The 24513-nt window shown below is 42.9% G+C and carries 19 protein-coding genes and 2 rRNA genes; 17 read left to right on the forward strand and 4 right to left on the reverse strand.

Translation table 11 applies throughout. The features are described 5' to 3' along the window. From FN961_RS07460 to FN961_RS07470, 3 genes are all read left to right on the forward strand, one after another. Nucleotides 1-103 (forward strand): 23S ribosomal RNA (locus tag FN961_RS07460); the annotation flags it as partial. A gap of 175 nt (nucleotides 104-278) precedes the next feature. Beyond that, nucleotides 279-394: ribosomal RNA gene (gene rrf, locus FN961_RS07465) — 5S ribosomal RNA — on the forward strand. 626 nt (nucleotides 395-1020) lie between these two features. Then, the gene (locus FN961_RS07470) at nucleotides 1021-2295 is read left to right on the forward strand and encodes a CinA family nicotinamide mononucleotide deamidase-related protein (RefSeq protein ID WP_143563931.1); all 1275 of its coding nucleotides are present in this window, start codon (nucleotides 1021-1023) and stop codon (nucleotides 2293-2295) included. A gap of 75 nt (nucleotides 2296-2370) precedes the next feature. On the opposite strand, the gene FN961_RS07475 is transcribed toward FN961_RS07470, so the two are convergent. The 3 genes from FN961_RS07475 to argE form a co-directional block, all read right to left on the reverse strand. Then, a complete protein-coding gene (locus FN961_RS07475; protein WP_143563932.1) occupies nucleotides 2371-2913 on the reverse strand; it encodes a YceB family lipoprotein in 543 nt (180 codons plus the stop codon). Next, the gene (gene ppc / locus FN961_RS07480; protein ID WP_143563933.1) at nucleotides 2913-5549 is read right to left on the reverse strand and encodes a phosphoenolpyruvate carboxylase; all 2637 of its coding nucleotides are present in this window, start codon (nucleotides 5547-5549) and stop codon (nucleotides 2913-2915) included. The genes FN961_RS07475 and ppc overlap by 1 nt, the downstream gene beginning before the upstream one ends. A gap of 147 nt (nucleotides 5550-5696) precedes the next feature. Then, a complete protein-coding gene (argE, locus tag FN961_RS07485; RefSeq protein ID WP_143563934.1) occupies nucleotides 5697-6848 on the reverse strand; it encodes an acetylornithine deacetylase in 1152 nt (383 codons plus the stop codon). 273 nt (nucleotides 6849-7121) lie between these two features. On the opposite strand from argE, the gene argC reads away from it, so the two are divergent. The 5 genes from argC to argH all read left to right on the forward strand — a co-directional run bounded on the left by argC (nucleotide 7122) and on the right by argH (nucleotide 12642). After that, a complete protein-coding gene (gene argC, locus FN961_RS07490; RefSeq protein WP_143563935.1) occupies nucleotides 7122-8102 on the forward strand; it encodes an N-acetyl-gamma-glutamyl-phosphate reductase in 981 nt (326 codons plus the stop codon). A 17-nt stretch (nucleotides 8103-8119) separates the two neighbouring features. Further along, nucleotides 8120-8905: an acetylglutamate kinase gene (gene argB / locus FN961_RS07495; RefSeq protein ID WP_143563936.1), complete on the forward strand. Its 786-nt coding sequence runs from the start codon at nucleotides 8120-8122 to the stop codon at nucleotides 8903-8905. Between the two features lie 89 nt (nucleotides 8906-8994). Beyond that, complete coding sequence (locus FN961_RS07500) at nucleotides 8995-9903, forward strand: ornithine carbamoyltransferase (RefSeq protein ID WP_143563937.1); 909 nt, start codon at nucleotides 8995-8997, stop codon at nucleotides 9901-9903. Between the two features lie 64 nt (nucleotides 9904-9967). Next, a complete protein-coding gene (locus tag FN961_RS07505) occupies nucleotides 9968-11194 on the forward strand; it encodes an argininosuccinate synthase (RefSeq protein ID WP_143563938.1) in 1227 nt (408 codons plus the stop codon). A 77-nt stretch (nucleotides 11195-11271) separates the two neighbouring features. Continuing rightward, complete coding sequence (argH, locus tag FN961_RS07510) at nucleotides 11272-12642, forward strand: argininosuccinate lyase (protein WP_143563939.1); 1371 nt, start codon at nucleotides 11272-11274, stop codon at nucleotides 12640-12642. Nucleotides 12643-12794: 152 nt separating this feature from the next. On the opposite strand, the gene FN961_RS07515 is transcribed toward argH, so the two are convergent. Continuing rightward, a complete protein-coding gene (locus FN961_RS07515) occupies nucleotides 12795-15338 on the reverse strand; it encodes a penicillin-binding protein 1A (protein WP_143563940.1) in 2544 nt (847 codons plus the stop codon). A 185-nt stretch (nucleotides 15339-15523) separates the two neighbouring features. Here FN961_RS07515 and FN961_RS07520 point away from each other — a divergent pair, with 185 nt between their 5' ends. The 9 genes from FN961_RS07520 to FN961_RS07560 all read left to right on the forward strand — a co-directional run bounded on the left by FN961_RS07520 (nucleotide 15524) and on the right by FN961_RS07560 (nucleotide 24502). After that, complete coding sequence (locus tag FN961_RS07520) at nucleotides 15524-16603, forward strand: pilus assembly protein PilM (protein ID WP_143563941.1); 1080 nt, start codon at nucleotides 15524-15526, stop codon at nucleotides 16601-16603. Beyond that, on the forward strand, nucleotides 16591-17172 hold the full coding sequence (locus FN961_RS07525; protein ID WP_143563942.1) for a PilN domain-containing protein: 582 nt from the start codon (nucleotides 16591-16593) through the stop codon (nucleotides 17170-17172). Before FN961_RS07520 ends, FN961_RS07525 begins: the two co-directional genes overlap by 13 nt. Continuing rightward, the gene (locus FN961_RS07530; RefSeq protein ID WP_143563943.1) at nucleotides 17169-17780 is read left to right on the forward strand and encodes a type IV pilus inner membrane component PilO; all 612 of its coding nucleotides are present in this window, start codon (nucleotides 17169-17171) and stop codon (nucleotides 17778-17780) included. Before FN961_RS07525 ends, FN961_RS07530 begins: the two co-directional genes overlap by 4 nt. Next, nucleotides 17780-18295 carry a pilus assembly protein PilP gene (locus FN961_RS07535; RefSeq protein ID WP_143563944.1) on the forward strand — a complete coding sequence of 172 codons (516 nt, stop codon included), beginning with the start codon at nucleotides 17780-17782 and terminating at the stop codon, nucleotides 18293-18295. Before FN961_RS07530 ends, FN961_RS07535 begins: the two co-directional genes overlap by 1 nt. A gap of 21 nt (nucleotides 18296-18316) precedes the next feature. After that, nucleotides 18317-20365, forward strand: coding sequence for a type IV pilus secretin PilQ (locus FN961_RS07540; RefSeq protein ID WP_143563945.1), 2049 nt, complete (start codon nucleotides 18317-18319; stop codon nucleotides 20363-20365). A gap of 217 nt (nucleotides 20366-20582) precedes the next feature. Further along, the gene (gene aroK, locus FN961_RS07545) at nucleotides 20583-21098 is read left to right on the forward strand and encodes a shikimate kinase AroK (RefSeq protein ID WP_126523405.1); all 516 of its coding nucleotides are present in this window, start codon (nucleotides 20583-20585) and stop codon (nucleotides 21096-21098) included. Between the two features lie 8 nt (nucleotides 21099-21106). Further along, the gene (aroB, locus tag FN961_RS07550) at nucleotides 21107-22183 is read left to right on the forward strand and encodes a 3-dehydroquinate synthase (RefSeq protein ID WP_143563946.1); all 1077 of its coding nucleotides are present in this window, start codon (nucleotides 21107-21109) and stop codon (nucleotides 22181-22183) included. 17 nt (nucleotides 22184-22200) lie between these two features. Continuing rightward, complete coding sequence (locus FN961_RS07555) at nucleotides 22201-23610, forward strand: ATP-binding protein (protein WP_143563947.1); 1410 nt, start codon at nucleotides 22201-22203, stop codon at nucleotides 23608-23610. A gap of 52 nt (nucleotides 23611-23662) precedes the next feature. Beyond that, nucleotides 23663-24502: a Dam family site-specific DNA-(adenine-N6)-methyltransferase gene (locus tag FN961_RS07560; RefSeq protein ID WP_143563948.1), complete on the forward strand. Its 840-nt coding sequence runs from the start codon at nucleotides 23663-23665 to the stop codon at nucleotides 24500-24502. Nucleotides 24503-24513 lie beyond the last annotated feature (11 nt).

Below are 24513 nucleotides of genomic sequence, written 5' to 3' on the forward strand. Positions count from 1 at the left end.
CTCTTTAAAGAGCCGTTCGAGACTAGGACGTTGATAGGCAAGGTGTGTAAGCGTTGTGAGGCGTTGAGCTAACTTGTACTAATGACTCGTAAGGCTTAACCATACAACCCAGATGGGTTTTATGAAGCGACAATAGTGATTACTTCATAAGCACAAAAGAATACGAACTTGATTTACGTGTTACCCAATTATTTAGAATTATCTTGCGAATGTGAGATAACAGCTTTCGAAATTATTTACCTTTAGCTTTTTAAAAGCTGAAAGTAATAGCAAATTTGTCTGGAAACCATAGCATTGTGGCCCCACCTGATCCCATCCCGAACTCAGAAGTGAAACGCAATCGCGCCGATGGTAGTGTGGGGTCTCCCCATGTGAGAGTAGGTCATTTCCAGGCGCCTATTTAAGTGACAAAGCCACCTTATTAAGGTGGCTTTTTTGCGTTTGGGATTTTAGAAGTTTGAAATTTCATTTTCCGTATCGAATTTATTGCAGACAGGTGGCTTATCCACTTAAGCACGTACGTGCAATGCCTACCTCGATGTCGACCCGCCGCTAAGCGGGCTCCCCAGTTCAGCGACTTCGTCACTTCTCGCTACAAAGCAGCTGAATGCTGCGCATCCAATACACTACTTTTTCGGCCCCATGTGTCCCTTTCGAGGATAATAAAGAGTAGGGCGAATATTGCGATAGTGATGTGCTTATGAGCGCGAAGCTTTAGCGTAGCTGGCCATGACAGGCGCCTATTTAGTATTTAAGCCCGCTACGATGTAGCGGGCTTTTTTACGTCTGCAATTTGTCATTTCTAACCACCTTCCTTATTAAACGGTTTCTAAACTTCCGCGAATAACGTCATAAAAACTGTGCTGTGAGGGCAAGATATTCATACCTGTAGCGCGTTAATTAGAACCGTCTTTTTAATTGAACATATTGAACCTCAAATAAATTCTATGCTGGTATTGCTATTGAGACTGGGCTTGTTACTTTAGCTGGTATTAACGGATTACTGACTTAGGATTGTCGATGAAGCTCGAGATGATTTGTACTGGTGAAGAGGTGTTAGCGGGGCAGATAGTAGATACGAATGCTGCTTGGTTTGCTAACGCGCTTATGGAAAAGGGAATTGAATGTCAGCGCCGTATAACCGTTGGTGACCGTTTAGAAGATTTGGTTGCAGTATTTAAAGAGCGTAGTACTGAAGCCGATATCATAATGGTCAATGGCGGTTTAGGGCCTACTAGTGATGATCTCTCTACTGAGGCTATGGCTTCCGCTATGGGAGTAAGTCTTGTTGAAAACAAAGAGTGGCGCAATAAGTTAGAGGCTTGGTTTACCAAAAATGGTCGAGTTATGGCTGCAAGTAACCTAAAGCAGGCGTTACTTCCCGAAGGGGCTGTGATGATCGATAACCCTGTCGGTACAGCTTGCGGATTTGCAGTCAAATTCAATCGTGCCTGGCTGTTCTTTACTCCTGGTGTTCCTTTTGAATTCAAGCGCATGGTGACTGATCAATTCATTCCTTTTGTTGAGGATAGATTCCCTTTATCTGAGCCCGTTTCAGTGAAGAAGCTGCTAACACTTGGAAATGGTGAGTCAGCTTTGGCAGACAAACTTGAGGTGATTTCTTTACCTGAAGGGATCACGCTAGGTTACCGCTCTTATATGCCTTATATCGAAATAAAGCTGTTTGCGCGTGGGCAATTGGCGATTGATTCGATCCCAAGAATAACTGAAAGGGTGGAAGAGATACTTGGTAATGGAGTTGTGGCAGAAGACATTACAACGTTAGATCAAGAGATCCATAATCGATTAGTTAATTCTGGTTTAACCCTGAGTGTTGCTGAATCTTGCACTGGAGGCATGATCACAAGCGGTTTAGTGGCATTTGCTGGAAGCTCTGCTTACCTGCATCAAGGTTTGGTCACTTACAGTAATGAGGCTAAAGTAAAAGTATTAGGTGTTAACCCTCATACACTAGATGATCATGGCGCGGTATCAATTGCCACGGTAGAGGAGATGGTTAAAGGAGCTCGTGGAATTTTGGATAGTGACTTCGCTCTTGCTACCAGCGGTATTGCCGGACCTGAAGGTGGAAGTGATGAAAAGCCAGTTGGTACTGTCGCTATCGCTTTAGCGACTAAGTCAGGAGTGTACAGTCAGATGCTGAAACTTCCTAGTCGATCTCGTGCATTGGTGCGTACTTTAAGTACCGCAGTTGCCTATGACATGCTTAGACGCGAGCTATTAGGTGAAGCTGTCATTGTGGATTACGCTTCTTTTTCACGTTTTAGTAAATAGTTTAAAAATACATATAAAAAATGCAATCAAGGGTGTTGATTGCATTTTCTGTATTAGGCTAACAAGGTTATAAACTTATTCGTCAAATATTAGCTTTAGCTTTCCAGGCTCTACTTTTATCTGCTTAGTCATGTCAGCGATTAAAGCTTGATTAGATTCAGAGGTATCAAGTACATAAACTGGCTGCGTTTCTAAAAAGTTAGTCAAGAACCCCATCATTTGTGGCGCCACTTGTTTCACCGCTTTCTCAATATCTTTAGGATCAGATTCGATACTCACGAGTGTTAACTGCTTTAAATAGACGCTATGACTTTGAGCATCATACCAAGGCTCGGCCTCAAAGGTCGTCTTCATATTCGCTTTGAACGGGACTAACGGGTTTTTGATCTTAATCACGCTATCAGCTGTGACTGACATAGTGTCAGCTTTATGTCCCAACTCTACATCGATATTATTGATGCGCATTTCAATGCCAAAGAGTTGGTTACCCTCTTTGACTTCGAAATGGATCTCATCGGATAGATAGCCTTCTAATTCCTCTTCTGTAATGCTGTACTGGCTAACACATCCAGTCAGTAACAGCATTGTGAGAGGAAGCATGCAACTTAAGAGTTTCATCAACCTGTATTTCTCATGCCTGCAGCAACACCTGCAATAGTAAGCATTAATGCTAACTCTACATTGGTTGATGGGGCTTCTTCTTTACGAGTTCGGGCTAACAGTTCAGCCTGCATAAAGTTCAATGGATCGATGTAGGGGTTTCTCAATGTCACCGATTCTCGGCTCCACGGAGTATGCTCCATTAACGCTTCTGATTGAGTCAGTTCTAGCACAGCTTTGATGCCTGTTGCTAAACGAGCTCTCAATGCGTCACCGAGATGATGCAGATTTTCTGGTACTAAACATGTTTCATAGTACTTGGCTAAGTTAGGTTCAGCTTTAGCATAAACCATCTCTAACATAGAGATCCTTGTTTTAAAGAAAGGCCAATCCTGTTCCATTTCTTGCAGTAGTGGCATATCTCCTCTATCACTTGCGGCTTGTAATGCCTCACCTGCGCCAAGCCAAGCTGGGAGCATTAAGCGGTTTTGTGACCAAGCAAAGATCCATGGAATCGCGCGTAGTGATTCTATCCCGCCATCAACTCGGCGTTTTGCTGGACGGCTACCTAGAGGTAGCTTACCCAATTCAACTTCTGGGGTCGCTGCGCGGAAATAGGCGACAAAATCGGGCTCTTCTCGAACAATAGCACGGTATGCGGCAACTGACTCTTCAGCCAGTCTCTCCATACATGTGCGCCATTCAGGTTTAGGCTCAGGAGGTGGCAGCAGTGTGGCTTCCATTACTGCTGAGGTGTACAGCGCTAAGCTCTGCACTGCGAGTTTAGGTAACCCAAATTTAAAGCGGATCATCTCACCTTGCTCAGTGACGCGAATACGGCCGTCTACTGATCCCGGCGGTTGAGAAAGAATAGCTTCATGAGCAGGTCCACCACCACGTCCGATAGTGCCACCTCGTCCATGGAACAAGGTTAGTTTTACATCGGCTTGACGGCTTACTTCAACCAACTGCTCTTGGGCATGGTATTGCGCCCAAGCTGCTGCCATTACACCGGCATCTTTTGCGGAGTCAGAATAACCAATCATCACTTCTTGATGACCTTTGGTATAACCACGGTACCAATCAATGGCAAATAGCGCAGTCATGCAACTAGACGCGTTGTTGAGATCGTCTAAGGTTTCAAAAAGAGGTACAACACGCATCGGGTGCGGACAGCCAGTCTCTTTTAATAATAATAAAACCGTTAATACATCTGATGGCTTGCTGGCCATGGAGATCACATAGGAACCAAGGGCGCGAGCAGGTTGAGTTGCGACAAGACGACAAGTACTGACAACTTCAGCAACTTCAGCGCTTGGTTGCCAGTTCGATGGGATCAGTGGACGCTTACTACTGAGTTCTCTGAGTAGGAATGATTGTTTCTCGCTTTCATCCCATTGGCCAAAATCTCCCATACCTAAGTAACGAGTGAGTTCAGCAATCACATCGCTGTGGCGCTCGGCATCTTGTCGTATATCCAGTCTGAGCATGTGGATGCCAAAACAGGCGATACGGCGTAAGGTATCAAGTAATAAGCCGTTAGCGATTAAGCTCATGCCTGAATCACAGAGGCTTTTGTAAAGCATCATCAGTGGGGTTTTAAGATCGTTTTCATGCCAGATAATCGTGTCTAAATCGATTTCTGGTTGGTGACCTAATAAGCGTTCATTTAAATAATCTATGGTGTTTCTGAGTTTCAGCCTGATATCGCGCAGCACATCTCGGTATGGTTCGTGGCTACCGTTAGTGAGTGCTAACAATTCATCGTTGGCTCCCTCCATAGATAGGTCGTTCACCAGTAAGACGACATCCTTTAAATACATGCGAGCCGCTGTATGGCGGTTTCTATCCAATACTTCTTGAGTCACTTTAGCGGTGACAAAGGGGTTGCCATCGCGATCGCCACCCATCCAGCTTGAAAAGCGTACTGGGGATATGTCGATTGGGAGTTGCTTACCCGTTTTTTCTTCGACTTGTTCATTAAGCTGTCGGAGAAAATCAGGAATGGCTTGCCAGAGTGAGCCCTCTATGGTGCTCAGGCCCCAACGTGCTTCGTCAACTGGTGTCGGACGCTCGTGTCTAATTTCGTTAGTGTGCCAGATCTGTGCGATAAGCTGACGTAAGCGAAGGTGTTGTTGTTTCTTCTCTCGCTCAGTGAGCTGTGGATTTTCTAAGGCAGCAAGACTGTCGATAACAGATGAGTATTTCTGGATTAAGGTTCGACGAGATATCTCTGTTGGGTGCGCCGTCAGTACTAAATCAATGTCTAGGTTTTGTAAGCAATCGAGCATTTTATCTTGGTCGATATTGCTACTTAATACTCTGCTAAGCAGTTGTTCTACAGGATCAGGGACACAAACCAGTTCGTCACAATTGCGGCTGATGGTGTGAAATTGCTCTGCAATGTTCGCTAAGTTTAGAAATTGATTGAATGCTTTAGCAAAAGGAACCAGCTCATTATCAGGAAGTGCAGCGAGTAATTTGAGCATCTCTTCACGAGAGGCTTCGTCGCCTTGTCGTGAGTTTTTAGCGAGTTGACGAATTTGCTCAATTTTATCAAGAAAAGGATCGTCTAAATTGGTGCGAATTGTGTCACCAAGGATCTGTCCTAAGGTACCGACATTGGACCTCAAAGACGCATACATATCAGCCATACTTACTCCATACCAAGATTTATGCTAGTCAGCCACAATACCTAGGCTTGATGGCCAAGGTCAATATTGGCATGCGAGATATTGTGAGCTTATGTGTTTTATATCACTTAAGCTGATGTAAATAGCCTAAGTTATTATAGAAATTAACTATTTAATACATGCGTGATAGATAAGTTGTTTCAATAAACTAACAGTCTGGTTGAGATACTTAGTGTCCAAATACTCATCGGGTTGGTGTGCTTGTTCGATACTTCCTGGTCCAAGTACGAGTGTTTGGCAGCCAAGCTTAGAGATGTAGGGTGCTTCGGTGGCATAGTTAACAACTTCGGGGGCATGGGCTGATAGTTCGGCAACAAGTTTACTCCAACTGTTTTCTGCACTGTCTGCAAAAGGCTCAGATCCTGGATAAAGCGGTGCGACATTGATACAACCAGGATACTTTTCATTGATCGGTGCAAGGTAGTTGATGACCAGTTGCTCTAACACATCCAGTTCCAGTCCCGGCAGTGGTCGTATATCGATGTGGAGATCGCAACAACCACAGATCCTATTGGCAGCATCACCGCCGTGAACGTGGCCAAAATTCATCGTAGGGTAGGGTACGCTAAACGCCTCTTCTCTATAATTATCTGCCAAATGTTGTTTGAGCTTTAATAGCTGCCCCATTACTTGGTGCATGATCTCGATGGCATTGATCCCTTTGGCTGGATCGGAAGAGTGACCACTCTTTCCTACAACTCGGATCCCTTGAGTAAGATGACCTTTATGCATATATACCGGTTTGAGACTGGTGGGCTCACCTATGATGGCATAATCTGGCGCGATAGATTTTTGCTGTGCGAATGCCTTGGCGCCATTCATGGTGGTTTCTTCATCGGCGCTGGCGAGAATGTGAAGCGGACGTTTGAATTGAGTCAGCGGCATATCCTTTAGGGCTTCAAGCACAAGGGCAAAAAAACCTTTCATATCACAGGTGCCTAAGCCATACCAACGATTATCTTTTTCGGTCAAGGTAAATGGGTCTTGGCTCCAGCGTCCTTCGTCGTACGGTACGGTATCAGTGTGACCGGCTAACAGTAATCCTCCTTTACCAGAGCCAAAAGAGGCGACTAAATTATGCTTATTGCGTGAATCTTCAACTGCCTGAACCTTACATTCAAACCCTAATTCTGAAAACCAAGTTTGCAAGAGATCGATGACGCCTTGGTTACTCATATCTTGCTCGACTTCGAGTGCACTTATCGAAGGTGTAGCAATTAATTGGCTAAAATTGCTTTTCAAATCTGCTAATGAACTCATAAGTTATTCCGTAAATATATATATTCAAATATATTGCATAATTAGTTTCTTGTGGTAGTCTATCAAACAGCTAAGACGAGCACCAGATTACAATGGATATTATTGAGAGTACAAATGAATAATCTACACATAAAATTTATTATTAAGGCGATATATAAAGACTTCCTGCGACGATAAACTTGTCAAAATTGGTATTTCTACCAGGGGCTTAAGTTGTGCCCTTTCTTTTTTTACTTTTAAAGCATTAATATTCAAATTAAGAAGTGTCAGATTATGAAAAGCATTGCGATTATTGGCGCGAGTGGTTACACCGGCGCACAAATTACTTCTCTCATCGATGCCGATAATAACTTAGTTATTCAAGGCCTTTATGTCTCAGAAAATAGTCTAGATAAAGGTAAGCCTTTGTCTGAGCTTTACCCTACATACAGTCATATTTCCCAGTCTCTATCACCTTTATCAGCTGAAGCAAAAGCCCTTATCGTTAAACAAGCCGACGGCGTGGTGCTGGCTACCGATCATGCTGTTAGTTTGCATTTGGCTGCTTGGTTTTTTGAACAAGGTTTAGCCGTATTCGATCTCAGTGGCGCTTACAGATTCTCAGATACAACTCAATATCCCAAATGGTACGGCTTTGAGCATGATTATCCTGAAGTTTTATCTCATGCTGTTTATGGACTGGCCGAGTGGAATGCTGCTCAAATTGCGGACAGTAAGATGATTGCTGTGCCGGGATGTTATCCGACTGCATCACTTACAGCGCTTAAGCCATTGAGTTCATTATTGACTGCTGTTTTACCGGTGATCAATGCGGTGAGTGGGGTTACCGGTGCTGGACGTAAGGCGCAACTGAATACTAGTTTTTGTGAGGTGAGCTTAACCCCTTATGGTGTACTCGGTCACAGGCATCAGCCTGAAATCGTAACGCAGTTGGGTCAGGAAGTGATATTCACGCCTCATTTAGGTAATTTCAAACGGGGCATTTTAGCCACGATCACAGTGCAGCTAAAAGCGGGAACAACCGAGGCCGATATTAAAGCTGCTTATGCCGTTTATGATGATGCTCCCTTGATCACAGTAAAACAAAATCAATTCCCTAAAGTGGATGATGTGACGAATACACCTAATTGCCACCTTGGATGGAAGTTTGATCCTCAGACGGGTTATTTGGTGGTAGCGAGCGCGATTGATAACCTGATGAAGGGAGCTGCTAGCCAAGCCCTTCAGTGCATAAAGATTCATTTCAAATACTAATTAGACAGGCGATTACGATGACAAAAAACAGTGACACATTAGTTATCAAAGTTGGTGGTGCCCTGCTTCAGTGTGAGATGGGGATGGCAAGGTTGATGGATACTGCGGCTAAGATGATAGCCAAGGGGCAGAGAATTATTTTAGTCCATGGTGGAGGTTGTTTGGTTGATGAACAACTTACAGCTAATGGCATGAAGACGGAAAAGCTTGATGGCTTAAGAGTCACTCCTGCTGAGCAGATCCCCGTCATTGTTGGTGCGCTGGCGGGTACTTCAAATAAGGTTTTGCAGGCGGCAGCTATCAAAGCTGGTGTGACTTCGGTTGGTATGAGTTTGGCTGATGGCAATATCGTTGTCGCCAAAGTCAAAGATGAGAGTTTAGGGTTTGTGGGCGAGGTTGCTCCCAAAGATGCAATGTATCTCGAGTTCTTGCTATCGCAAGGTTGGTTACCCATCGTGAGTTCTATTGCCATCGATGAAAGTGGTCAACAGCTTAATGTGAATGCGGATCAAGCTGCCACTGTATTGGCCAAGTTGGTTGATGCTCAACTGGTACTGTTATCTGATGTATCAGGTGTTCTCGACGGTAAAGGTCAATTAATTCAAAGTTTGAACAGGGCTCAGGTAGAGGATTTAACCAATAAAGGCGTGATTGAAAAAGGCATGAAGGTCAAAGTCGAGGCGGCCCTTGATGTTGCTGAACTGATGGGGCAGACCGTTCAAGTCGCCTCATGGAGAAGTGCTGATCAGCTAGCTGCGTTGTCTAATGGACAAAGTATTGGTACGCAGATCCAACCTAATTAAATCTTATATAAAATTAAATTTTAGCGGGCTTAAAGCGGCCTGTTATTAAAGTGACAAGTTTGGTGACATCACCAACTAGAGGAGTTTGAATGGACCACTTATTATCGATTAAAGACCTATCCCAAGAGCAGCTCTTAGCGTTACTTTCTCTTGCTAAGAAGATTAAGGCTAATCCTGCAGAATATAGACATGCATTAGATGGTAAAAGTGTGGTGATGTTATTCGAAAAGCCTTCATTGAGAACCCGTGTGAGTTTCGACATAGGTATTAATAAATTGGGTGGTCATTGTCTTTATTTGGATCAACAAAATGGCGCATTAGGTAAGCGTGAGCCTGTGTCGGACTTTGCGGCAAATATCTCCTGTTGGGCCGATGCCATCGTTGCGAGGACTTTTCTGCATTCAACCATCGAAACCTTGGCCGAATACGGTACGGTGCCTGTGATCAATGCACTGTCTGATCTTTATCATCCTTGTCAGGGCTTAGCAGACTTTCTCACATTGTCGGAAAAATTCGATGACTTGAGTCAGGTTAAACTCGCTTATGTGGGTGATGGTAATAATGTGACTCATTCGTTGATGTATGGCGCAGCTATTTTAGGGGCGACGATGACAGTGCTTTGTCCACCGGGTCATTTTCCTGATGGGCAAGTTGTTGTCGAAGCTCAAGCTTTGGCAGCAAAGCATGGTGGTAAGCTAATACTTACATCAGATGTTGAGCAGTTAGCTGAACAGGACGCCATCTACACCGATACGTGGATCTCTATGGGTGATGATACGGACTTGGGTGAGATAAAAGCTAAATTCCAGCCTTATCAAGTTAACGAAGTGATGATGAAAAAAGCGGGTGCTAACTTCTTTATGCACTGCCTACCTGCGTACCGAGGAGTAGAGGTTACCGCTGAGGTGGTCGACGGTGAAGGCTCACTTATATTGCAACAGGCGGAAAACCGCATGCACGCACAAAATGCCGTTTTGGTTACCTTATTAGGTCAGTAATTTAATCTATATTGGTCTTGCAGAGTTGCTCTGTGAGACACGTTAACAGAATTAGGAAATAAACATGTCAGCAGTAATAAAAAAAACCGGTGTTAAGAAAGTCGTTTTGGCATATTCAGGTGGACTCGATACTTCAGCGATTATCCCTTGGCTAAAAGAGACCTACGATGATTGTGAAATCATCGCATTTTGTGCTGACGTGGGTCAGGGCGAAGCTGAGTTAGAAGGGCTATATGAGAAAGCCATCTCTTCGGGAGCATCTGAGTGCCATATTGTCGATCTAAAAGAGGAGTTGGTTGCTGATTATATCTATCCGACCATTGCTACTGGTGCTATCTATGAAGGGACTTACCTACTCGGTACGTCAATGGCGAGACCTATTATTGCCAAGGCACAAGTTGAAGTTGCACGTAAAGTAGGTGCTGATGCGGTTTGTCATGGTTGTACAGGTAAAGGTAATGATCAGGTTCGTTTCGAAGGCTGTTTTGCTGCGCTGGCACCAGATTTAAAAGTGATAGCACCTTGGCGTGAGTGGGAGATGGTGAGTCGTGAAGATCTACTTGACTATCTTGCCGAACGCAATATTGAAACAACGGCTTCTGCGACTAAAATTTACAGCCGTGATGCTAATGCTTGGCACATCTCACACGAAGGTGGTGAGCTCGAAGATCCATGGAACGAGCCGACTAAAGGCGTGTGGACCATGACCGTTGCGCCAGAAGATGCCCCTAGTGAGCCTGAATATGTGACGATTGAAGTTGAGCAAGGCAAGATCACTAAGGTTAATGGCGAGGCTCTTTCTCCTTATGCAGCCCTTATGGTGCTTAACGAAGTGGCTGGTGCACATGGTGTTGGCAGAATCGATATTACTGAGAACAGATTAGTGGGTATGAAGTCACGTGGCTGCTACGAAACCCCTGGTGGAACTGTGATGTTTGCAGCGCTACGTGCTGTTGAAGAGTTAGTACTAGACAAGAGCAGCCGTGAGTGGCGTGAGCAGATTGGTGCTCAGATGGCGCACCTTGTTTATGATGGACGTTGGTTTACCCCATTGTGTGAATCTTTGCTTGGTGCATCTCAGCCGTTAGCCAATTTAGTCAATGGCGAAGTTGTGATTAAGCTTTATAAAGGTCAGGCTCAAGCGGTTAAGAAACGTTCTCCAAATAGCCTTTATTCTGAAGCATTTGCGACTTTCGGTGAAGATGACGTGTATAACCAGAAAGATGCTGAAGGCTTTATCCGCCTTTATTCTCTTGCAAGTCGTATTAGAGCATTAAATCCCAAAATTTAGAAAATTACAGTCTACTAATTTATAGAATTAAACGGGGCGCTAAGCGTCCCTTTTTACAGAAACAAGAGGAAGTCAGCATGGCATTATGGGGCGGAAGGTTTAGTCAAGAAAGTAGCGCGTTGTTTAAATTATTCAATGACTCATTGCCTGTCGATTATCGTTTGATTGAGCAAGATATTGTTGGTTCTATCGCTTGGGCTGCTGCGATTACGCAAGTAGGAATTTTGACTCAAGTTGAGTGTGACAAGTTGCAAAAGGCCTTAAAAGATCTGTTGGCGGAAGTCACCAATAATCCTGAGCTTATTCTAGCGTCTGGAGCCGAAGACATTCACAGTTTTGTTGAGTCGGCTTTGATTGCTAAAGTCGGTGATCTAGGTAAAAAATTACATACGGGTCGTTCACGTAACGATCAGGTGGCGACGGATCTTAAGCTCTGGTGTAAGAAAGAGGGGCAACAACAGTTAGGGCTCTTGGTAAAACTTAGGCAAGCTTTGCTCGAACTCGCTGAGCGTGAACTCGATGCTGTGATGCCTGGCTATACCCACCTTCAGCGTGCTCAGCCTGTTGCTTTTGGTCACTGGTGTTTAGCTTATGTTGAGATGTTTGAACGTGACATTAGTCGTCTTGAAGATGCGCTAAAACGCGCTGATACATGCCCGCTTGGTACTGGCGCATTAGCGGGGACGGCATATCCGATGGATAGATATAAGCTCGCTGAGTCGTTAGGGTTTGCATCACCGACATTGAACAGTTTAGATAGCGTGTCAGACAGGGATCATGTGATTGAGATCTGCAGTGATGCCTCAATTAGCATGATGCATTTGAGTCGTATGGCTGAGGATTTGATCTTTTTTAATAGCGGTGAAGCTGGGTTTATCGATCTCGACGATGAAGTGACTTCGGGCTCATCGTTGATGCCACAGAAAAAGAATCCAGATGCCCTTGAACTTATTCGTGGTAAAACAGGCCGTGTTTATGGCAGCTTAGTTGGTATTCTCACCACGATGAAAGCACTCCCGCTTGCATATAATAAAGATATGCAGGAGGACAAAGAGGGCTTGTTCGATGTGATGGATAGCTGGGCCATTTGTTTAGAGATGGCGGCATTGGTATTAAGTGGCTTAACTGTTAACCGTGAAAATACACTCAAGGCAGCTCAACAAGGTTATGCAAACTCAACAGAGTTGGCCGATTACTTAGTCGCTAAAGGTGTGCCATTTCGTGAGGCGCATCATGTTGTAGGTGAGGTTGTCGTTTGTGCGTTAGCTGCCAAGAAACCACTAGAGGATTTTGCTCTTGAAGAGTTGAAATCATTCGCTGCCGTGATTGAGCAAGATGTCTATGACTGCTTAACGATTGAGTCTTGTTTAGCCAAGCGTGAAGCATTGGGCGGGACGGCATTACCGCAAGTGAAGTCAGCATTAGACGTTAAAAAGTCTAAATTTTAACCACTTGGTATTGAGCTGAAAAATATTTTCGCTGTGTGTCAAAAAATAGTCGTGAAAATATAAGCACCGCATAAAATGAAAAAGCGCGAAAGACTCAATGAGTCCTTCGCGCTTTTTAATAGAGCAATGATGCAACCGTTAAAGATTTACCTTTATTGGAATAGATCTTCAGTAGAGTCCTCGATAAAAATATTATTCGACTCTTCAGCTTCAGTTGCAAATTCTGTTGGCTCAGTGCCAGAAACAAAGTACTCAAATTTACTGGTGTAGTCTGTTTTGCGGCTGAGTTTACCCGTTGCTAAATCGATTCTGACCGATACGATCCCTTCGGGTGGAGAACTTGGTACTTCAGGCTGACCAGCAAGTGCATTCTTCATAAACTCATTCCAAGCAGGGCCTGCTGTTTTTGCGCCAGCTTCTGCTGCTGAGATTTGATCCCTAGCTCCATTGGCATTCCAACTGGTTCTACCAAGTTCTTGGCCGTGATCATCAAATCCTACCCATACCGTTGTTGTTAAGTTAGGGTTGAAACCACTAAACCAAGTGTCGCGTGACTCGTTGGTTGTCCCTGTCTTACCAGCGATATCGTGTCTTTTTACGACTCTTGAAGCGCGCCAAGCTGTGCCATTCCAACCGGTTCTTTTACTCCAGTTACCGCCACCCCAAATAACACTCTTAAGGGCGTCAGTGATAAGAAAAGCGGTTTGCTCTGAGATTATTTGTGGAGCAAAGCGGCTATCTGAATCACCACATATATTATCAGGATCTTCAAGCGAAATTGGCGCAGGAGCAAGTTCTTGTGCCATTGAGGCAAACGGATCGACCTCTATTGCTGGCTCAGGAACTTCAGCTGCTGGTGGGGCGCAAGCTAGCGTTGGGTTTGATTTTTCAATGATGTCACCATAGGCGTCTTCAATACGATCAATGAAAAAAGGTTCGACCTTATAACCGCCGTTTGCAAAAACTGAAAACGCAGTGACTACTTGAAGAGGCGTCACAGAAGGAGAACCTAAAGCGACGGACTCATTTTTAGGAAGGTCGGCGGGATCAAAGCCAAATTTAATTAGGGTTTCAATGGCCGTATCCAAGGTCGCATAACGAATGGCTCTAACTGCCATCACGTTAATGGACTGAGCGAGACCCATCTTAAGACGTGTCGGTCCAGTATATTTATCTGGTGAGTTTTTAGGTCTCCAGGCTGTCCCTTGACGAGTATCGGGCTTATTAATTGGCGCATTATTGATTAAGGTTGCCAATGTATAGCCTTTATCAATTGCTGCTGTATAGATGAAAGGTTTGATGTTCGAGCCTAGCTGACGTTTGGCTTGAGTCACTCTGTTGTACTGACTTGTATGGAAGCTGAAACCTCCAACAAGCGTGCGTATTGCCCCGTTATTTGGGTCTAGAGATACGATGGCACTTGATACTTTAGGTACTTGAGATAGTTGCCAAATATCACCATTATTACGGATCCAAACCTGTTCACCAGGCGTTAAGATTTGATCCGCTTTTTTAGGAGCCTTACTTTGGCGTTTATTGGTAATATATTTTCGAGCCCAATTTAAACCCTGCCACTCTATGGTGAGCTCTTCGCCGTCAGGAGTGAGCACCTGTGCACTTTGTTCATCGATGCTAATCACTGCGACTGGAACCATGCCTTGAAAAGCTCTGGTTTGTTTGAGCTTAGTTATAATAACTGCGTTATCTAAGGGAGTTTCGGTCCATAGAATTTTAGTTGGTCCGCGGTAGCCATGACGTTCATCATATGCGAAAACATTATCCCTGAGTGCTTCTTGAGCGAAGACCTGAAGGCGTGAATCGATAGTTGTATAGATATTATATCCGCCAGTATAGGCTTCATCTTCACCTAATTTGTCAACGAGGTAATCACGAGCCATTTCAGAGATATAGGGAGCATATAAATTGATTTCTGCTCCGTGATATTTAGCAGTTATCGGTGTTTGGCTAGCTTCTGTATATTGCGTCTTGTTTATACTCTGTTTTTCCAACATTCGACTCAGCACCCAATTACGGCGGTTCATCGCTCTACTGGGGTTACGAATTGGATTGGCGGCAGATGGAGCTTGTGGCAAACCTGCAATCATCGCCATTTCGGGAAGAGTGAGCTGATCGAGTTCTTTACCGTAATAAACCTGAGCAGCAGCACCGACACCGTAGGCACGATTTCCAAGAAATGAGCGGTTGAGATAAAGCTCTAATATTTGCTCTTTAGATAATGCTTTTTCGATCTTTATAGCAAGAAATATCTCTTTGATTTTACGTATGTAAGTCTTTTCACGAGATAGGAAAAATCCCCTCGCAACTTGCTGAGTAATGGTACTTGCGCCCTGGCTTTTCTTCCCTGTTGTGATCAGAATAAATGCCGCACGAGTGATGCCGATTGGGTCTATACCATGATGTTCAAAGAACCTTGCATCTTCAGTGTCTAACACTGCATCGATAAGAAGAGGAGGGACATCCTCAAATGCGACTGGGATCCGTCTTTTTTCACCAAATTGTGAAATCAGCTTTCCGTCACTGCTGAAAACACGCAGAGGAGTTTGAAGTTTGACCGTTTTTAAGGTGTTAACATCAGGTAAATCTGGCAACACATAAAAATAAGCTGCAGCGATAGCGCCGACGCCTAATAGAGCGAGGCTAAATAGAGCGATAATTATACGTTTAAACCACTTCACCAGAATATCCCAAAATTTAAGCAAGGCCGACAGTATATAAGGCGTTAAGCAATTGGTGAAGTAAAAATGGTCGTCAAAAAAATGTCAATTGTAAAAGGGCTAAACATTCTGTACAAATAGCTATAACAAGTTGATTCTGTGCTAATCTAATTCTTGTAACAATAACAAAGAGCGACAATCAAATTATGCTTTCGAATTTATGGAAGCGTCAGGCTCCGCAGATGGTTGGAATTGACATCGGTTCCCACGAAATAAAAGCAATCCTGCTGAGTAAGACGGCTGATGGTTATAAAATTATAAGTCATGCAGCAGTTCCTTTAAAAAAGGGGGCTGTCAATGATCATGAGATCAGAGATGTCGATGCCGTCGTTGAATCGTTAAAGCAAGTGAGGCGTGCGCTTCCTAAAGGTACTCGGTCAGCAGCTGTTGCTGTATCAGGTTCAGCTGTGATGACGAAGGTTATCTATATGGATGCGGCATTAAATGAAGAGGAAATGGAGGCACAAATTGAAATTGAAGCCGATAATTTAATTCCTTATTCACTTGATGAAGTCAGTATTGATTTTGAAACATTAAATGTTAACAGTGCCGATCCCACCAAGGTTGATGTGCTACTCAGTGCATGTCGAACCGAGAATATTGATGTACGGGTCGATTCTCTCGATGAAATTAATTTTGAAACAAAAGTGGTAGATGTTGAAGGTTATGCTCTAGGACGTTCCTACGAAATTGTTTCGGCACAATTGCCTGAGGGTGCTGAAAACAAGGTTGTTGCCCTCGTTGATATTGGTGCCAATATCACGACTTTTGCAGTGGTTGAAAATGGTGAAACCAGTTTTGTGCGTGAGCAAGCATTTGGTGGAGAGCAGTTTACTCAGTCGATACTGTCATTCTACGGCATGTCACATGAACAAGCCGAAAAAGCAAAATTAGAAGGGGACTTACCGCGAAACTATATGTTTGAAGTTTTATCTCCTTTTCAAACGCAATTATTACAACAAATAAAAAGAACATTGCAGATTTATTGTACATCGAGTGGGAAAGATAAAGTTGACCATATTATTTTATGTGGCGGGACATCTAAACTTGAAGGAATGGCTAATTTACTCACGAATGAACTTGGTGTTCACACAATTATTGCAGATCCATTCCAAGGTTGTTTACATGCTGATGAGAAAGTTAAAAATAAACTTCAACCGGATATAAGTAAATATATGGTTGCTTGTGGATTAGCGCTAAGGAGTTACGCCCAATGGCGAACATAAATTTATTACCTTGGCGTGAAGAAGCGAGAGAGAAGCAGAAAAAAGACTATATCGGAATTCTGGTATTAGTTTTTATTGCTTCCTCTTTTGTGGTTTATTCCTCTCTAGGTTTTGTCGAGATGATGACTGATAACCAAAAATCTCGGAATGCATATCTAACCACTGAAATTCAGTTATTAGAGAAACAGATTGCTGAAATTAAGAAAATTAGAACGCGAAAGGATGACATTGAGCGTCGAACTGAAATCATACTGAATTTACAACAAGCACGAAATTTGCCGACTCATGTTCTTGATGAACTAGTGAGAATAGTCCCACCCGGCATCTATCTTTCAAGTATAGAGAAAAAAGGAAGTTTGTTGTGGATTCAAGGTAGAAGCGAATCTAACAACAATGTTGCTAATATGATGAGGAAAGTAAAAACATCCCCATGGCTTCAAGATCCTACTATTCAATCTATTGTTGCCCAAAATCAAGAGTTAAGGCAGTTACAGAGCTTTAGTTTGAAAGTCACTATCAAGCCTGCTGCTGATGTGTATAACTTGGCGGATCAAGGGGCGAGTAAATGAATCTCGATCTAGATCAGTTTAATGATATCGATTTTGAAAATGTAGGTGGTTGGCCTCTATTGGTCAAGATTGTATTTGCGGCAATTTTATCAGTCTGTATTTTTGTGGCGAGCTATTTCTTGTTCATTTCAGATGCGATGGCACAACTCGATAGAGAACAGCAAACAGAGCAAAGACTCAGAGAAGACTTTAAATCGAAGTACCAGTTAGCCGCTAATTTAAAGTTGTATCGTGAACAGTTAGGGACAATGGAAGGACAGTTTGCTCAGCTACTTAAGATGTTGCCTTCGAAAAATGAGATGCCTGGTTTACTCGATGATCTCACTTTTGTCGCTACTGACTCTGGCCTTAAAATCGACAGTTTAGATTGGCGAGATGTTGTTCAGCGAGACTTCTATATAGAGTTTCCAATTAGCATGTCTGTTAGCGGTGAGTATCACGAGTTGGGGCAATTGGTGGGTGGTGTTGCTAAGTTGCCGCGTATTGTGAGCTTGCATGACTTTGTCATCAAGAAGACGGATGGCGGTTACTTAGGGATGGAAATCCTAGCAAAAACTTATCGTTTTAAAGAGGGTGCTGATTTACCGGATAAGAAGGGGAAAAAATAATGAAACGACTCTTTCTTATATTATCTGCGTTTGTACTTGTGGGTTGTGTTGGCGATCGAAGTGACTTAGAACTCTTTGTGACGACCACTAAAGCGCAGCATGTCGCTCATATTCCGCCATTAAAAGAAGCTCCAAAATTTGAACATTTTTCTTATCAGGCTGATTTAATGCGAAGCCCTTTTGTTCCTCCGTCTAGAGAGTTGACTGAAGAGATTATTGATACAACGAAGGATTGTTTACAGCCAGATTTAAAAAGACGTAAGGGAAGATTAGAAACCTATGCGTTAGATAATCTAAAAATGCGTGGCACATTGAGTGAAATAGACACTACATGGGCTTTAGTTGAGAGCAATGATGGCAGTGTATACCGTTTAGGCTTAGGTGAATATTTAGGTCTCTATAATGGGAAGATAGCTAAAGTTACGCCACAAAAAGTTGAAATCATTGAATTAATTCCAGATGGTTCTGGTTGCTGGACTGAAAGAGTCAGCAGCATGGAATTGACTGGAGAATAACAAGCGAAGGATGTGGGAATAATGGGATCTTCTGCCGCGAGAAATAGAAGCTTTGGCAAGTCAGCGTTATACAGTTTTATTATTTGTTTAGCCTTGGCTATTACAGGTGTGTCTAATGCCGTTGCCGCAAATCGATTAGTTGACGTTAAATATCATACAATTGTGGATCACCAGTTAGAACTGCAATTGATATTTGAAGATGATATCGCAAAGCCTGAAATAGAGCTCAATGCATCACCTGCTCAAATCATATTATTCTTTAAAGATAGTATTTCAGGGTTAGAAAAGAACCTGCTTCCAATTAAGGCTGTTGGGGTTGAATCTGTGAGTGTTAGTCAGGATGGTGGCAGCACGAGATTAGTTGTCAGTCTTGATAAAGTGAAAGCTTACAAAGGCAACTTAGCTGGTAATACCTACAACCTAACTATTAATGATGAAGTGGCGGAGTCTAAAGACAGTGCTGAGAACCCATTTGTAAATTCAATTAATAATATTGATTTTAGACGTACGGAAGAAGGGGGCGGAGAGTTACTGGTCAAGTTGAACAACAGTAAGGTTGCAGCCAATGTTGAACAAGTTGGGGCTAAGCTTGAGCTTAAACTTTATAACACCGATATTGAGTCAGACTTACTTTACGTGATGGATGTTCAAGACTTTGCTACGCCAGTAAGAAGCTTTGAAACCTATAAAGATGAGCTTACCTCACGCTTCTTAATTGATATTACTGGTGAGTATGATTACAGCTATGTGCAAGAAGGTAACGTGTTCCGGTTGAGCATTACTAAAGCCGAACGTGTCTTTTTAGCCAAAGAGGAAGCGAAATATGATGGTAAATCACTATCATTGAACTTCCAGAGTATCTCCGTAAGAACGGTTTTACAGATTATTGCTGATTATAATAACTTTAACTTGGTGACCAGCGACACTGTCGAAGGCGATATTACGCTTAGGTTGGACGATGTTCCTTGGGATCAGGCGTTAGATTTAATTCTACAAACAAAAGGATTAGATAAGCGAATCGAAGGTAATATCTTGATGGTGGCGCCAAGAGAAGAGCTCGCGATTCGTGAGAGTCAGATGTTAAAGGACATGCAGGAAGTTAAAGAACTGTCTCCACTTTATTCCGAGTTTATCCAGATTAACTATGCGAAAGGTTCTGATATTGCAGTACTATTGAAAAGCGACGATTCGAGTTTATTATCTTCTCGGGGGAGCGTAGCTGTTGATGAAAGAACAAATACACTTCTTGTTAAAGACACTGAAGAGATCATCGAAAATATTAATCGATTAATCGAAGTGTTGGACATCCCCATCCGTCAGGTGCTTATTGAAGCTCGAATGGTAACAGTGAAAGACGATGTGTCAGAAGATCTTGGTATTCAATGGGGAATAAGTGACAAACAGGGCAGTAAAGGTACCTCAGGCAGTATTGGCGGCGCTGAAAGTATTGCTAACGGCAAGATCCCGAGTATCAATGACAGGCTCAATGTGAACTTTCCTGCTCCAGCTGCGGCAGCAAGTGTGGCATTCCATATTGCTAAGTTAGCAGATGGGACAATCCTCGACATGGAATTGAGCGCCCTTGAACAGGAAAATAAAGGTGAAATCATCGCAAGTCCGCGGATCACCACTTCGAATCAAAAAGCGGCATATATTGAGCAAGGTGTAGAGATCCCTTACGTTGAGTCAAGCTCAAGCGGTGCGGCTACGGTCAGCTTTAAAAAGGCCGTATTGTCGCTTCGTGTAACACCACAAATAACACCTGACAATAGAGTTATTTTAGATCTAGAGATCACTCAAGATTCTCAAGGTAAAGTAGTTGCAACACCATTAGGAGAAGCTGTTTCCATTGATACACAGCGTATCGGAACTCAGGTGTTAGTCGACCATGGTGAGACAATCGTGCTTGGCGGTATCTATCAACAAAACTTAATTAGCCGTGTTAGTAAAGTGCCGGTATTAGGTGATATACCGTTTGTCGGTTTTCTCTTTAGAAGCACTTCAGATAAAAATGAGCGACAAGAGCTACTCATATTTGTTACGCCGAAAATTATCTCTGAAGAGATATAAGCACACTAAATTATTAGATAAAACCAGTACCTAAGTTACTGGTTTTTATTTTTTAATCAGACAATATTTGAATTATATAGGGACATGGCTTGCCTTTAATGGTGTTTAACTGAGATAATCAGGGGTCAAGTCTCATTAGAGCAAGGTAACATATAAGGTCGGTTTTATTTTTCGAATCGACGTAGGCAAACTTAATATAAGATTCAGACGTAAAGCAATGGCTGAGAAACGTAATATTTTTCTAGTAGGTCCTATGGGGGCTGGCAAAAGCACTATAGGCCGTCATCTGGCACAGATGCTGCACTTAGAGTTCCACGATTCCGATCAAGAGATTGAAAGCCGAACAGGTGCGGATATAGCGTGGGTTTTTGATGTCGAAGGCGAAGAGGGTTTCCGCGTTCGTGAAACACAGGTAGTCGCTGATTTAACTGAGAAGCAAGGTATTGTCTTAGCGACAGGCGGAGGTTCTATTCAGAGCAAAGAGATTCGTAACAATCTTTCAGCTCGTGGAATCGTCGTTTACCTAGAAACAACAATTGATAAGCAAGTGGCTCGTACGCAACGAGACAAACGCCGTCCATTGTTACAAGTAGATGATCCAAGAGAAGTTTTGGAAAATCTAGCTGCAACTCGTAATCCTTTGTATGAAGAGATTGCAGATGTCATCGTTAAAACCGATGAGCAAAGCGCAAAAGTAGTAGCAAATCAAATTATTGAGCAGTTAGGTTTCTAGGTGGAAAAATGAAGCAAATTCAGGTTGATCTCGGAGTACGTAGTTATTCCATCGTTATCGGTCAGGATTTGATGAGTTGTAGCGAGCATTTTGCTCGCTTCCTCCAAGATAAGAAAATTCTAATTGTTACAAATGAAACTATTGCTCCTCTGTATTTAGAGAAGCTAGTATCACAGCTGTCCTCATTCGACTGTGTTGAACCCGTCATTTTACCCGATGGTGAGCAATACAAGACTTTGGCTCAGATGGATAGCATCTTTACCTCATTACTACAGCAAAACTTAGGCAGAGACACAGTTCTTGTTGCTTTAGGTGGCGGTGTAGTTGGTGACATGACAGGCTTTGCAGCTGCTAGTTACCAAAGAGGTATCGATTTTATCCAGATCCCTACGACATTATTGGCGCAAGTCGATTCATCTGTCGGTGGAAAAACTGCCGTAAATCACCCCTTAGGTAAAAATATGATAGGTGCCTTCTATCAGCCTAAATTAGTGGTGGTTGATACGGACTGTTTATCTACGTTACCCGTTAAAGAGTTTTCGGCCGGAATGGCTGAAGTTATCAAGTACGGGATTATTTGGGATCACGAGTTTTTTAGCTGGTTAGAGAATAATGTTGAACGCCTAAAGTCATTAGATGACGAAGCGTTAGCCTATGCTATCGGACGTTGTTGTGAAATTAAAGCTGATGTTGTTGCTCAAGATGAAACAGAGCAGGGAGTGCGTGCACTTCTGAATCTGGGTCATACATTTGGGCATGCCATTGAAGCTGAGATGGGCTACGGTGTTTGGCTACATGGCGAGGCTGTTGCAGCTGGCACGGTACTTGCTGCATCTACCGCAAGCAAGATGGGGTTAATTGATGAGTCAATTGTTTGTCGTATAGTAAAGCTATTCGAGGCATTTGATTTACCAGTTTCACCTCCCGATTCGATGAATTTTGAACAATTCATTAAGCATATGCGGCGAGATAAGAAGGTACTTAAAGGTCAAGTCAGATTGATTCTTCCTGAGGCTATGGGCCAAGCAGGGATCTATTCTGAAGTGAGCGATGAATTACTGGAAAATGTTATTCGCTGCGCATAGAGTTGTGTGGTGCATGAGTGACTTTTAAAGATTCCATTTTATTACCAAGCCAAGAAAACCTGTTACAGAGACTCCAGCATGTCAGTCTCTATAGTGGACAATTGCTCGCTGTTACGGGGCATAATGGTTCAGGTAAAACAACCTTAATTACCTCCCTAATCAATGAACTCGATGAGTTTAGTTCTGCACTTGTCTTATGCCCAAAGCATTGTGACAACAGTGAGATCCGTCGAAAAATATTAGTCCAATTACTCACTGAACCCGTATTTGACGATGAGACCCCTTTACCTGAAACCTTGTTAAGGTATGCAAGTTCGCTTCCTCAATCTTGTTTTATTGTACTCGACGATGCCGATCATCTTTCTATAGAGCTCATTGCTGAGTGCATTGTGCTTAGTCAGCTCTCAATTCCTGGTAAGTCTGTTTCTATCACGTTAACGACAACTGAAGAATTCTTTTATCATCTTGTTGAACAACTACCTGAGAGCCATCAAGAGAATCTGCTTTCGATTAATATCGAGCCTCTTACAATTGAAGAAAAAGAGGCACTTTACTATACGTTACTGAGTCGAAGTGATCAGGTGCCTTTTACTCCGAGAGAGATCGTCAGAACTCAATTAGAAAAACAATCTGGTACGCCACAGGAAGTGGTCAATTTATTGGAGTTGTCTCTTCTCGGGAAAGAGGAGGAGCCTCCAAAACGATCAAAATATAAGTTAGTTCTTTCAATCTTTTTATTATGTGCTATCGCACTCATTGGCTATTTGTACTTACCTAGTGAAGGAATAGAAGAGCGTAAGCCTAATCCTGAACGTCTAGTCATGGAGACTCCGAGTAAAGCGAACTGGCTGGCAGAGTATGGTGAAAACCTTTTAGTTGGTAGCGACCTAGAGAAGCATGCCTTATTTGCTGGTGGGCAAAACATCATAGATAGTTTGATGACTTCAACGCTCGGACCGCTAATGGAAGGTGTGATTCCTAGACAAAGTGAGTTAGTCCTAAATAAAACTGTAGAAGAAGTCGCTGATTTGCCGTCGACGGAAATGGATAAGGTTGAGGTTTTTGAAGGACTAAATAAGATAACGTCAACTGAGTTGCTCTCAGAAGACAAGGTTGAGCATGAGGTTGAACAGCAAGCTTCCCAATCTTGGCCTAAAGGTTTTACGTTGCAGCTAGCTAGCGTTAAGAAGCTAGAATCTTTAAATAACGTACTAAAACGTTTTGATGATGAGCAAGATCTTGTCGTGGCCCGTAACGGTAACGTGTGGGTTGTTTTGGTTGGCAAGTATGCCAATATGAATCTTGCTCGTATAAAGTCTAAGCAGATGGTTGTGAAATATCAGTTTACTGCCCCTTGGATCCGACAATGGAAAGATTTAACGGGTTATCAGATACAAGATGCTCTTCCAGCTCGTGATATTCCTTGATAAAGAGAGTACAATCGATGACTTCTTTTTTCTTGGTATTCAATCAATTTAGATGAGCAAAAAACAGAGAGCCTTTCTTAAGTGGGCGGGTGGTAAATTTAAACTGATTGAAGCTCTGACCGAGCACTTACCTGAAGGCCAACGTTTGGTTGAGCCTTTTGTTGGGGCAGGTTCAGTCTTTTTGAATACTGATTATCCAAGCTATTTGCTATGTGATATCAATCAAGATCTTATTAACCTTTATAAGATTGTACAGAAAGATCCTGAGCAGTATATTGCAGCGGCGAAAGCTCTGTTTGTTCCAGAGATGAATGAAAAAGAAGCGTATTATAGAATTCGTGCAGAATTTAATTTAAGCACGGATCCCTTCCTTCGCTCAGTCTACTTCCTCTATATGAATCGTCATGGTTTTAACGGTTTATGTCGATATAACCGTAAAGGCGGGTTTAATGTCCCCTTTGGTTCTTACAAGAAGCCTTATTTCCCAGAGAAAGAGATCTATGCTTTTTCTGAAAAAGCCCAAAGAGCAGAATTCAAATGTATTGGGTACGAAGAAGCATTTGAGCTGACTCGCGCTGGGGATGTTGTTTATTGCGATCCGCCATATGCACCACTTTCAACCACCGCCAGTTTTACGACTTATGTTGGCACAGGCTTTAGTCTGGACGATCAAGCTCTGTTGGCGCGCAAGTCTCGTCACACAGCGATAGATAGAGGCTTTCCTGTCTTGATCAGTAATCATGATATTCCACTGACTAGAGAACTTTATCACGGTGCGACATTCTCGACGATACAGGTTCAACGAAACATCAGCCGAAAGGGGAGTTCGCGTAAGAAAGTGGATGAACTGATGGCACTTTATGATGAAAGTTACCACAGTGAGAATGACTGATATCTTAGTTT

Origin of the sequence: Shewanella hanedai, from assembly GCF_007197645.1 — a bacterium.
GTDB lineage: Bacteria > Pseudomonadota > Gammaproteobacteria > Enterobacterales > Shewanellaceae > Shewanella > Shewanella hanedai.

Bases quoted from the DNA above. Each gene is read 5' to 3' on its own strand.
- FN961_RS07470 (WP_143563931.1), top strand. From the start codon at position 1,021: ATGAAGCTCGAGATGATTTGTACTGGTGAAGAGGTGTTAGCGGGGCAG.
- FN961_RS07475 (WP_143563932.1), bottom strand. From the start codon at position 2,913: ATGAAACTCTTAAGTTGCATGCTTCCTCTCACAATGCTGTTACTGACT.
- ppc (WP_143563933.1), bottom strand. From the start codon at position 5,549: ATGGCTGATATGTATGCGTCTTTGAGGTCCAATGTCGGTACCTTAGGA.
- argE (WP_143563934.1), bottom strand. From the start codon at position 6,848: ATGAGTTCATTAGCAGATTTGAAAAGCAATTTTAGCCAATTAATTGCT.
- argC (WP_143563935.1), top strand. From the start codon at position 7,122: ATGAAAAGCATTGCGATTATTGGCGCGAGTGGTTACACCGGCGCACAA.
- argB (WP_143563936.1), top strand. From the start codon at position 8,120: ATGACAAAAAACAGTGACACATTAGTTATCAAAGTTGGTGGTGCCCTG.
- FN961_RS07500 (WP_143563937.1), top strand. From the start codon at position 8,995: ATGGACCACTTATTATCGATTAAAGACCTATCCCAAGAGCAGCTCTTA.
- FN961_RS07505 (WP_143563938.1), top strand. From the start codon at position 9,968: ATGTCAGCAGTAATAAAAAAAACCGGTGTTAAGAAAGTCGTTTTGGCA.
- argH (WP_143563939.1), top strand. From the start codon at position 11,272: ATGGCATTATGGGGCGGAAGGTTTAGTCAAGAAAGTAGCGCGTTGTTT.
- FN961_RS07520 (WP_143563941.1), top strand. From the start codon at position 15,524: ATGCTTTCGAATTTATGGAAGCGTCAGGCTCCGCAGATGGTTGGAATT.
- FN961_RS07525 (WP_143563942.1), top strand. From the start codon at position 16,591: ATGGCGAACATAAATTTATTACCTTGGCGTGAAGAAGCGAGAGAGAAG.
- FN961_RS07530 (WP_143563943.1), top strand. From the start codon at position 17,169: ATGAATCTCGATCTAGATCAGTTTAATGATATCGATTTTGAAAATGTA.
- FN961_RS07535 (WP_143563944.1), top strand. From the start codon at position 17,780: ATGAAACGACTCTTTCTTATATTATCTGCGTTTGTACTTGTGGGTTGT.
- FN961_RS07540 (WP_143563945.1), top strand. From the start codon at position 18,317: ATGGGATCTTCTGCCGCGAGAAATAGAAGCTTTGGCAAGTCAGCGTTA.
- aroK (WP_126523405.1), top strand. From the start codon at position 20,583: ATGGCTGAGAAACGTAATATTTTTCTAGTAGGTCCTATGGGGGCTGGC.
- aroB (WP_143563946.1), top strand. From the start codon at position 21,107: ATGAAGCAAATTCAGGTTGATCTCGGAGTACGTAGTTATTCCATCGTT.
- FN961_RS07560 (WP_143563948.1), top strand. From the start codon at position 23,663: ATGAGCAAAAAACAGAGAGCCTTTCTTAAGTGGGCGGGTGGTAAATTT.